At 62.2% G+C, this 9989-nt stretch carries 10 protein-coding genes; 5 read left to right on the forward strand and 5 right to left on the reverse strand.

Translation table 11 applies throughout. The features are described from left to right. The 3 genes from ACIQ3A_RS11810 to ACIQ3A_RS11820 form a co-directional block, all read left to right on the forward strand. Window positions 1–848, forward strand: an 848-nt coding sequence (locus ACIQ3A_RS11810; RefSeq protein ID WP_396431931.1) for an FAD-dependent monooxygenase, incomplete at its 5' end; no start/stop codon positions are given. Between the two features lie 64 nt (window positions 849–912). Further along, window positions 913–1419, forward strand: coding sequence for a TspO/MBR family protein (locus ACIQ3A_RS11815; RefSeq protein WP_396431932.1), 507 nt, complete (start codon window positions 913–915; stop codon window positions 1417–1419). A 240-nt stretch (window positions 1420–1659) separates the two neighbouring features. Next, window positions 1660–2493 carry a B12-binding domain-containing protein gene (locus ACIQ3A_RS11820; RefSeq protein ID WP_396431933.1) on the forward strand — a complete coding sequence of 278 codons (834 nt, stop codon included), beginning with the start codon at window positions 1660–1662 and terminating at the stop codon, window positions 2491–2493. Window positions 2494–2591: 98 nt separating this feature from the next. Here the strand turns inward: ACIQ3A_RS11820 and bchO are convergent, their stop codons facing one another. The 5 genes from bchO to ACIQ3A_RS11845 all read right to left on the reverse strand — a co-directional run bounded on the left by bchO (window position 2592) and on the right by ACIQ3A_RS11845 (window position 8480). Further along, window positions 2592–3479 carry an alpha/beta fold hydrolase BchO gene (gene bchO / locus ACIQ3A_RS11825; protein ID WP_396431934.1) on the reverse strand — a complete coding sequence of 296 codons (888 nt, stop codon included), beginning with the start codon at window positions 3477–3479 and terminating at the stop codon, window positions 2592–2594. Window positions 3480–3536: 57 nt separating this feature from the next. Further along, window positions 3537–5510, reverse strand: coding sequence for a magnesium chelatase subunit D (locus ACIQ3A_RS11830; RefSeq protein ID WP_396431935.1), 1974 nt, complete (start codon window positions 5508–5510; stop codon window positions 3537–3539). A gap of 15 nt (window positions 5511–5525) precedes the next feature. Beyond that, window positions 5526–6560, reverse strand: coding sequence for a magnesium chelatase ATPase subunit I (bchI, locus tag ACIQ3A_RS11835; protein WP_396431936.1), 1035 nt, complete (start codon window positions 6558–6560; stop codon window positions 5526–5528). A gap of 65 nt (window positions 6561–6625) precedes the next feature. Continuing rightward, entirely contained in the window at window positions 6626–7876 is a 1251-nt protein-coding gene (locus ACIQ3A_RS11840) for a Coenzyme F420 hydrogenase/dehydrogenase, beta subunit C-terminal domain (protein WP_396431937.1), read from the reverse strand. A gap of 13 nt (window positions 7877–7889) precedes the next feature. Then, window positions 7890–8480, reverse strand: a complete 591-nt coding sequence (locus ACIQ3A_RS11845; protein ID WP_396431938.1) for an NnrU family protein — start codon at window positions 8478–8480, stop codon at window positions 7890–7892. A 201-nt stretch (window positions 8481–8681) separates the two neighbouring features. Here ACIQ3A_RS11845 and ACIQ3A_RS11850 point away from each other — a divergent pair, with 201 nt between their 5' ends. Both ACIQ3A_RS11850 and ccmA read left to right on the forward strand, forming a co-directional pair. Continuing rightward, entirely contained in the window at window positions 8682–9008 is a 327-nt protein-coding gene (locus ACIQ3A_RS11850; RefSeq protein WP_396431939.1) for a high-potential iron-sulfur protein, read from the forward strand. A gap of 215 nt (window positions 9009–9223) precedes the next feature. Next, window positions 9224–9877 (forward strand): cytochrome c biogenesis heme-transporting ATPase CcmA, encoded by a 654-nt coding sequence (ccmA, locus tag ACIQ3A_RS11855; protein ID WP_396431940.1) that lies wholly within the window; start codon window positions 9224–9226, stop codon window positions 9875–9877. The last annotated feature ends 112 nt before the right edge of the window (window positions 9878–9989 follow it).

Raw genomic sequence — 9989 nt, forward strand, 5'->3', positions numbered from 1 at the left:
ACGACGACAGCGGTCAGTTGTGGGTGCACTACACCCCGGTGACGTCCAAAGAACACGCGGCCAGCGAGCACGCCAAACCCTTAAAGGTCAGCACCCGCATGGTCGTGGGGGCCGATGGTGCAAGGTCGGAAGTGGCGCGCCAGGCCATTCCGAATGCGCACAAAACCAAATACGTGTTCGCCTACCACGAGATCATCGAAGCCCCTGTGGGGCAGCCGGGTTACGACGCGGCACGTTGCGATGTTTATTACCAAGGCGAAGTCTCACCCGATTTTTATGGCTGGGTGTTTCCGCACGGCAAGACCATGAGCGTGGGCATGGGCAGTGCCGACAAAGGGTATTCGTTGCGCAGCGCCACGGCGCGTTTGCGTGCCATTGCGGGCTTGACCCACGCGCCCACATTGCGCCGTGAAGGCGCGCCGATTCCCCTCAAGCCCTTGCCGCAATGGGACAACGGCCGTGATGTGGTTGTGGTGGGCGATGCCGCCGGGGTGGTGGCACCGTCTTCGGGCGAAGGCATTTATTACGCCATGGACTGCGCCCGGCGCGTGGCCAAAGCGGCCCACCAGGCTTTGCAGACCGGCAACAGCGCCTGCCTCAAGCAGGGCCGCAAAAGCTTCATGAAACAGCACGGCCGTGTGTTCTGGATTTTGGGGGTGATGCAGTATTTCTGGTACCAGAACGACCGCCGCCGCGAAAAATTTGTCAAGATTTGCGAAGACCGCGATGTGCAGCGCCTGACCTTTGAGTCCTACATGAACAAGGAGTTGGCGCGCAAAGACCCAATGGCGCATGTGCGCATCTTCCTCAAGGACATGGCCCACCTGCTGGGTCTGGCGCGAACATGAGCCGGCTGGGCAGCGCAACAAGCCCCGGTGCAATGCGTCTCATGCCTAGCAAGCGATGGCGTTCATGAATCCACTCTGGAGCCGACAATCCCTCATCCGACTGGCACTGGCCATCGTCTTGAGCTACGCCACGGCAGGCATCGGAGGGGCCCTGACCGATCTGGGGCCGTGGTACTTTGCCTTGCGCCACCCCGCTTGGAAACCGCCCGATGCCGCCTTCGGCGTGATTTGGACCACCATTTTCACCTTGTGTGCCGTCAGTGCTTGGCTGGCTTGGCAAGCGGCCGAAACCCCTGCGTTGAAGCGGCGTGTCGCTTGGCTTTTTGGCGTGAACGCGCTGCTCAATATTTTGTGGAGCGCCCTTTATTTCAAATTGCAGCGCCCGGACTGGGCCTTGTACGAGGTCGTTTTTCTGTGGCTGTCTATCGTGGCCCTGATCGTTGGCTTGTGGCACCTGTCCCGATGGGCCAGTTTGCTGCTGACCACTTATTGGGTCTGGGTCAGCATTGCTGCGGTATTGAACTGGGAGACCGTTCAACTCAACGCGCCTTTTGCGGGGGTTTTGGGTTGAAGTGAGGCACCATGGCCAAGAGACTATGGAATCCAGACCCTTGATATTCAAACTGAACTGATTGGTAATAACCTAGCCTTTTGGGTTTGTCAATCTAGGGTTTCTCATGCTTGCCGCCAAAGGGTAATGATTTTATAAACCAATCTGCAGCAGCGGACCGGCATGCTATGTCGCTGGCGGATAGTCGCCCCGGTTTTCACCTTCCCCAAGGGTGGTACGCTCATGTTGCTAGGAACGCGCATGTCTGAGTTCAATGGTTTGGGGGGGCAATCACAAAGCTTCAAACAGGTTGGCAACCTGCAAGATGATTGCAAAGAGTCACTCTTGGCCGTGATTGAAAAGCAAATCATTCCCAGATTGCTGAATGTGCAGCAATTCTTCCCCGTCAAGTCCAAAGCCCCTGCTGAGGATTTGGAAGTTGATTCGCAGCCTGAATTTTTGGCATTCACGCAGCATTGCGTTTCTGGCGATGCCCTCAGTGCCAACCGCATCGTCGATGCGCTGATGGCCAGAGGACTGGCACAAGACCGTATTTTTTTGGAACTGATCACCCCGGCTGCACGCCATCTGGGTGTTTTGTGGGATCAGGACTTGTGTGACTTCACGCAGGTGACTTGCGGTTTGGCCATGATGCACCAGATGATTTACCGGCTGGGTTACGAGTCTCAGGCCGGCCCGCATGATGGGGGGGAAAGGGAAAGGGTCATGTTGGCTTGCGCCCCAGGCTCCCAGCATTTTCTGGGGCTGACGATCGTGGCTGACTTTTTCCGCAAGGCGGGTGCCGATGTGGTGCTCGAAATTGCATCGACAGCGTCCGAATTGTCGCGTGCAGTGGCCAATGAATGGTTTGACGTGGTTGGCATTTCTGTGGCGCTGGAAACACAGTTGCAGAACCTGCCTGCCTTGATTCAGCAGCTGAGGGCAAACTCGGGCAATCCCAAAGTCAAGGTGGTGCTGGGGGGCCCGATTTTCTTGCTGAAAGACTTCAACCCGCAGACTTTGGGTGCCGATGCGATTTTCACCGACGCGCGAGGGGCGGTTGGCGCCGTCAAGCAACTGATTCGGTCAGCCTAGCCCGACGGCCACGGACCCGCTGGCAACCGACCAGCAGGCAACCGAACAGTAGGTACTTTTGCCTCACCCGCCTTGTTGTCTTTTGGCAAAGCCAGACCTCATCCTTCAGCACACCAGCGCAAGATGTGTTGAACCGTACCGGAGGGGTCTTCTTCGTGGGCCAGATGACCCAGTCCGGGTTGAGTTGTTTTCTGGGCTTGCTGCAAACGACGACAAGCTTCATCGGCCAGAGCCGGTGGCACAGTCTGGTCGTTCGCTCCGATCGCCATGAAAACCGGGTTGCGCAGCTCATGCAGGCGAGCGGCCAGGGGCTTCAGGCGCCAGGCCGCCATCATCGACAGCACGCCATGCACATGCCCCGAGTCGCTCAGCACGCGCGCATAAAGCGAAAGCCCTTCAGCGTCGAGGGTGGAGCCAGTGCGCGACAGCCAGTCGGCCACGGCACCCGGCTTGGCCGCCATTTTGCCGGTGGCCCAGGCTGACAAAGGGTTCAGGGCGGCCACTTTGGCCGCAGGACCAAACAACCAAGAAGCCACGCCGGGCAATGGCAGCCAGGCTGGGTTCAGTCCAATCAGGGTGCTGCGCGACATGCTCTCGAAGTGCAAGGCCATGTGTGCGGCAATGGCCGCACCGGCAGAGTGGCCCACAATAACCTGGGGTGTCAATTGCAGTTGCAGCATCAGGGCCCGCAGCCCCTCGCTCATGCCCGGCAGCGACAGGGCATGCTCTGGCCCCCGGCTGGTGAATGCATGGCCAGGCAGGTCGGGCGCGATCACCGTGAAATGTTGCGCCAGCGCGGGCAGCAAGCCGCGCCAGCTGAAGCTGCCCGAGCCGGTGCCGTGCAAAAGCAGCATGCAGGGGCCTTGGCCCAGGCTTTGTACATGCCACTGAATGCCGCCCGCTTGCACAAAACGGCTGTGTTGGGCGTGCGGCCAATGGGCCCGGTGATCGGCCCAGGACATGCCGGGGTAAAAGCTTTCAAACATGGTGGGCTTGCCGACGATGGGATGGGGCGGTCCAGGGGCTTGGGCGCATGGGGTGGTTCATGCGCTGGGGCTGCGCACCAGCGCCATCGCATGCGCCATGCGCTGGGCCTGCACCTGTGGCATGGGCAGGTAGCTGGCGCCCATGGTGGTGGCCAGTTGCTGGGCTTGTGCGTCGGGCTGCAGGGAGGTGTCGATCCACAAGGACCGGTGCCCGCTGAGGCGCCATTGCTGGCCCCAGCTTTGCGCATCGGTCTGCGCCTGCGCACGGCCGCCCAGACCTTGCAGGGTCACGTTGGCGCGGCCGTCGCTCAGCACCACCAAAATCGGCGTGATGCCTTGACGCTGCAACTGTGCGGCTTGTTCGTGCGCCATTTTGAGGGCCAGCGCCAGCGGCGTACCACCGCCACCGGGCAAGCCCGTCATGGCGCGTTTGGCCCGCACCAGCGAGCGCGTCATGGGCAGCAGCAACTGCGCTTGCGCGCCGCGGAAGGCCACGATGCACACGCTGTCGCGTCGGGCATAAGACTGCTGCAGCAGCAACTCGACGGCGCCCTTGGCTTCTGCCAGGCGCTGCAAAGCGGCCGAGCCTGAGGCATCCAACGCCAGGATCAGGCAACTCGACGAGCGTTGCTGGTAGCGCTGGACATGGAAGTCTTCGGCACGGATCGCCACGCGGCCCCGGGGCCAGGCGGAAGGCGGTTTTGGCGTGCCTGCCGGGTTTTGTGCCGTCTGTCTGATCTGTGCGTTCAGCGCATGCACCGGCTGGGCCAGGCGCAGCCTTTGCTTTGGCGCTGCGGCACGCAAGGTGGCCAGCACGTGCAGCCTGGCCTGACCACCAGGGCGGCCCGGTCGAGGCGGCAAAGGACGGCCGCGTTGCTGGCCCGTGCGGGTTTGGCCGCTGCGGCCCGAGCTGTTTTGGCTGGCCGCGCCTTGTCGGGTCATCAGCGCGTCCAGCATGTGCGGGGGCAGGCTGGCCAGGGCGGCCGCGACCATCATCTCTTGCAGCTCTTCGGCGCTGGGCTCGGGTGCTTGGCTTGCTGCATCGTCTTGGGAGTCGTCCCTTGAATCGTCGCTTGGATCCCCCGCCGAATCCTCAGGCATTTCACCCGGGTCTTGTGCCGGTGCTTCAGGGCTTGGGGGGGCGCCCTCGGGCGGTGCAGTTTGCGGTGTGGCTTCTTGTGCAGTGGGTTCGGCAGGCCACTGGGTGGCGCGCGGAGCCAGCACGCAGCGAGCGGCAAAGCCTAAGTCTTCATCTTGCACGGTGCTGCGTCCGTTGAGTGCGGCATGGCCGCAGGCCACACGCAGCGCCAGGCTGGGCACCCGCAAAGAGCCGATGCCCAGGCCCAAGGCGGCCGCGCAAAGTGCCTGAACTTGTGCATCGGTGGCCAGCACCTGTGGCAAGCCTTGGCGGGCGCGGGCCAGTGCTGCTGGACTGAGTTGGATGTGCAGTGCGTCCGACTCGGCTTCGGGGCCATCCTGCCAGTCTGCATGGATGTCCGAGGGTGAGAGTTCGTGCAGATCGAGCCATATGCCCAGGCGTTCTTGCAAGGCGGGGCCCACGCCGGGCTCGTCCGGCAGGGATTCGTCCAGTGCAATCACCCCAAAGCGGGTGGCGGCAGGTGCACCGCTGTGCCGGGTGGGTGGCACCTGGCCTTGTTCGAGGGCTTGCACCAAGGGCGCCATCAGGGCAGGCGGCAGGCGCTCGGCCATGGGCAACAGCACCAGGCCTTGGTCAGCTTGTTGCAGCAAGCCCGCTTGTGTGTGCAGTTGTCCGGTTTGCAGGGTGTGGGCCAGGTCGATGCCGCCCAGCAGGCGTTCGGTGTCCACCGAGCCTGGCACCTTGACCATCGCCAGTCCCAGCTTGGCCAAGGCGCCCAGCCAGCCATCGCGCACCGGGCCATGCGGTGCGCGCAGGCAAATGCCACCAAAGCCCTGCGGGTCCAGCTGCAGCAGCTGCAGCGTGGTCAGCGCGTCTGCCCAACGCTCAAAGGGCGTGCTGTCAGCGCTGGGCGTGCCGGGTTTGGGGTTCATACGGGCAGGCCTACTTCAAGCGGCCAGCACTTCTTGCAAACTGCGCTGCACACGGGCACCCGAGTCGGTGTCGTCCAGCGGGTTGCGGCGCAGGCGGTGGCGCAGCGCCAGCGGGGCCATGCTTTGCAAATGTTCGGGCTTCACGGCCAAATGGCCTTGCAGCGCGGCAAAGGCGCGGGTGGCGCGCAACAGCGTCAGCTCGGCCCGCAGGCCATCTGTGCCCAGTTGTTGGCACAGCCGGGCGCACAGCATCAGCATATCGTCGCTCACCTGCACTTGGCTGAGCCGTTCACGTGCCTTGACGATGCTTTTTTGCAGTTTCTGGTTGTCTTTTTGCCACAGCGCCTTGAAGGCGGCAGGGTCTTTGTCGAACGCGTCACGGCGCTTGATGATGTTCACCCGCAGCGCCAGGTCTTGCGGGGTGCGCACTTGTACCGACAGGCCAAAGCGGTCGAGCAACTGCGGGCGCAGCTCGCCTTCTTCGGGGTTGCCGCTGCCCACCAGCACAAAGCGGGCGGGGTGGCGCACGCTCAGGCCTTCACGTTCCACCAGGTTTTCACCCGAAGCCGCCACATCGATCAGCAGGTCCACCAGGTGGTCGTCCAGCAAGTTGACTTCGTCGATGTACAAAAAACCCCGGTGCGCCTGGGCCAGCAGGCCGGGCGCGAATTGCTTGATGCCCTCAGACAGGGCTTTTTCGAGGTCAAGGGCACCGACCACACGGTCTTCGGTGGCCCCCAAAGGCAGGTCGACCACCGCCACGGGTTGGCGCTCGCTGACGATTTTGCTTTTCGGGTCTTTGGCCTGTTTGGCTTGACAGATCGGGCAGGCGCCTGCGGTTTGGTCGGGGTCGCAGCGGTAGGGGCAACCCTTGACCACCTTGATCGGCGGCAGCAGATCGGCCAAGGCGCGCACGGCGGTTGATTTGCCGGTGCCCCGGTCACCCAGGACCAGCACACCGCCAATCGAGGGGTCGACCGCCACCACCTGGATGGCGAGGGTCATTTCATCTTGGCCAACGATGGCCGCGAAAGGGAAGGTCAAAGCCATGGGGCGTTCCGCAAAACTGTTCTCGGGCCATCATCCAAAAGACGCGCCGAAGTGTCAAGTTAAATTTACAGTTTGTCGGCCCGTGTGTCCACTTTGTCAGATTCGGGTTTCAGACCGTAGCGGGCCGCCAGGTCCCAGACGTGCTTGGGCAGCATGTTCTTGATGCGTGCGGGGGCTTCGCGGCGCAGGTGCAAGATTGACTCAATGGCCTTCATCTCGACCCGCGCTCGGGCAAACTCCAGGCCACGCGGCCCCACACGGGGCATAAGCCAATTGACCAGCGGCTTGATCCAGCTGGGCATGCGCCGCAAGGGCAGGCCGCCGGCGGCACGCTCGGTGTTGGCCATGAAGCCACGCACCGGGCCCTCGCGCCGGCCTTTGCTGATGGGGGCGCTGGTGACCAACTGGCCCTGAAGCCCGTCCAGCAGTGCCTGTCCCTTGGCGTTGCGCACCAACAGCCACTGCTGGCCGTGGCCGCCCATGTAGCCCACGGTGATGTCGGACAGCACATTGGTGTAATCCACACAGGTTCGGCATGTCAGCGGGAAAAAGTCTGGCGGCAAGGTGGACAAGGGCAAGTTCAAAAAAGGGATCAGGCGCTTGCCGCCCTGGTCGGTGCGCACCTCGACCTTGTAATCGGCCCGGAACTCGACGTAGCTGATGTCTTGCGGGCGGTCCGAGATCAGGCCCAAAAACTGGTGGAAGTTTTCAGTGGTGGTGTTGTCCGAGCAGGGCGTGCCGATCACATAAAGCTGCTCCAGGCCTTGCTCCCTTTCCAGCTGCGGCTGGATGGCACGCAAAGCATAAATTTGGCAGGGGATGCCAATCACGGCCAGACGTTTGTGGCCTTGTGCCAACGCTGGCTCGACCAAGCTGAGCAAGGGGGCATAGCCCATGCGCATGCCTCGGCATTGCTGCATGTCCTGGGCGCGTGTCACCACCACTGGGCGTGGGCGCCAGCGGTCGTTTGGGTCGGCCGCCATGGCGATCACCGCATCGACCAGGCCTTTTTCCAGCAGCACTTCGGCCAAGCGGGTGGTGATGCCGGTCCATTGCGCGCCCTGGGTGGGCGGGTCCAGGCGGGCGCTCAGGATCTGCTGGTAAGGCCCGAAAAAAAGCTCATCGGCCTGCGTGGTGTTTTGTTGGCGCTGGCGGCCATGCACCCGTTGCTCCAGCCCGGGGTAATCGGGCTGGATGAACTGGCAGGCCTGGCCGCAACGCTTGGGGTCGCTGGTGCGCGACAGACCGCAATCGGTGCACAGCTTGCGGTTGGGGGCCGGGTCTGCTGGCCCGGCGGTTTGGCGCTCCTCCAGCACGGCTGACCTGGTTTCAAACGGCGCGGGTAAAGGGCATCACGCCCACCAACCAAAGGTGCAAGCCGCCCATCAAAAAGGCGGCCCAAATGCCTGTGCCCAGCACCACGGCCAACAAAGTGCCCAGCAACTTGCCCTCGGGCACAGAATGCAGGCTCATGCGGTCACGCTGTCGGGCGGCACGGAACACCAGCACCGACCAGACCAGGAAACCGCCAAACAAAATCACGTCGGCCAGGTTGCCGTTTGACAGCAAGTGACCCAGCGCCCAAACCTTCACCGACAAGGTCATGGGGTGACGCAGTTTGGCCTTGATCTGGTTGCCAGGCACATACGTGGCGACCAACAACACCATGGCCACCCACATCAGCAAAATGGTGGCGTGCTGCATGCCGCGCGGCGGCGTCCAAAGCAGCATCGGCTCAAGGCGGGCCTGGGCATAACCCTGCACCAAAAGGTACAGGCCCAGCAGCGAAACCGCCGCATAAACGCCCTTGTAAACCAGTGCACCCCGACGCTGGATCCAGTTTTGCCGCCACTTGGGTGCCAGGCTTTGCAGGGCGTGTATGCCCAAAAATAGCGTCAGACCGATGAGCAGTTGCAGCATGTCAATACCTTTGGGCAATGGAAGGGTGTGGAATCAAGGACGCATTCTGACATGGGCCTGTCCATCGCGGTTGACATTGATAAGCCCGGGCTTTTCCGTGTGAATTGCTCAGGTATCACGCAGAAAATGACAAAGTGACTGTTCTGACGCACAATGAACCGTCCAGTATTTTCTGGCTCCTTCATTTAACAGGAGACGTGCATGTCCCGTTTTTCTTCAGTCCTCTCCAATCGCCGCGTGTTCATGATGCAAGTGGCTACTGCCGCCACCGCCGTGATGGCCGTGAGCGAAGCTTCGGCCCAAGCCATGGTCGACGAAAAAGACCCCCAAGCGGTTGGCTTGGCTTACAAAGCCGACGGCAGCAAAGTCGACAAGGCCAAGAACCCCAAGTTTGCAGCGGGCAACAACTGCGCTAACTGTGCCTTGTTCCAGGCCAAAGCTGGCGCGGCGGCGGGTGGCTGCCCCTTGTTTGCGGGCAAACAAGTGGCTGCCAAAGGCTGGTGCTCGGCTTGGGCCAAAAAGGCCTGATGCCCCACGGGTGCTGAACAGGCCCAGGCCTGTTGAGTCCTCCAACCGCCCTCGGGCGGTTTTTTTTCGTGCGTTGGTGCGGCGAAATGGGGCAAGTGGCTGCGCCTGCCTGGGGCTTACCCTGATTTGCCCGGAATATCGCGGGCTTTGAATACACAAAGTGTCAATCTGTCGTTACACTTTGCCGTGTCTTCAACCGACTGGAAAGCCCCGCAATGGCGTCTTGGGTAATGAAAGCGATGGACCTGGCCTGCCAAAAGGCCCATCGAACCTTGTTCGAAGGCGTCAGCTTTTCTGTGGCACCTGGCAGTTGGCTGCACATCGAAGGGGGCAATGGTTGTGGCAAAACCAGCCTGTTGCGCATTTTGTGTGGTCTGGCGCCTGCGGCCCATGGCCAAGTGCTCTGGCCTGCTGCCCACCTTGAGGCGCAAGAATCGCCATCCCCCAGGCCCGACCGCTCGGTGCTGCATTACATCGGCCATGCGCTGGGCCTCAAACCGGATTTGACCGCTTGTGAAAACCTGTGCCTAGATGCCCAGGTCAGCGGTCTGGCGCTCAGCCGAGAGCAAGCCCTGAGCGCGCTGGCAGCGCAAGGCCTGAAAAGTCGGGCCGATTTACCGGTTCGTGTTTTGTCACAGGGGCAGCGTCAAGGCGTTGCCCTGGCACGCTTGCGCACCAGCCCGGCGCCGCTCTGGGTGCTGGACGAACCGCTGGTCGGCCTGGACGCTCAGGCCACAGCCGCTGCCAGGACCTTGCTGCAATCGCATCTGAGCCGGGGCGGCGCGGTGGTCATGACCAGCCACCATGATGTGCTCTTGCAAGGCCCTGGCGCCTTTTACAGCCTGGGCGGCAGGGCGCATTTGTCATGAACATCAGCACAGGTTCACCCATGGGCTTAAGCCCCTGGCAAGCCATGGGCGGCTTGTTGCGACGCGATTTGCGCCTGGCCTTGCGCCGCAAGTCCGAGTGGCTGGGGGTGGT

The sequence above is a fragment of the Limnohabitans sp. genome (assembly GCF_044361985.1).
In the GTDB taxonomy this organism is placed as follows: domain Bacteria; phylum Pseudomonadota; class Gammaproteobacteria; order Burkholderiales; family Burkholderiaceae_C; genus Limnohabitans_A.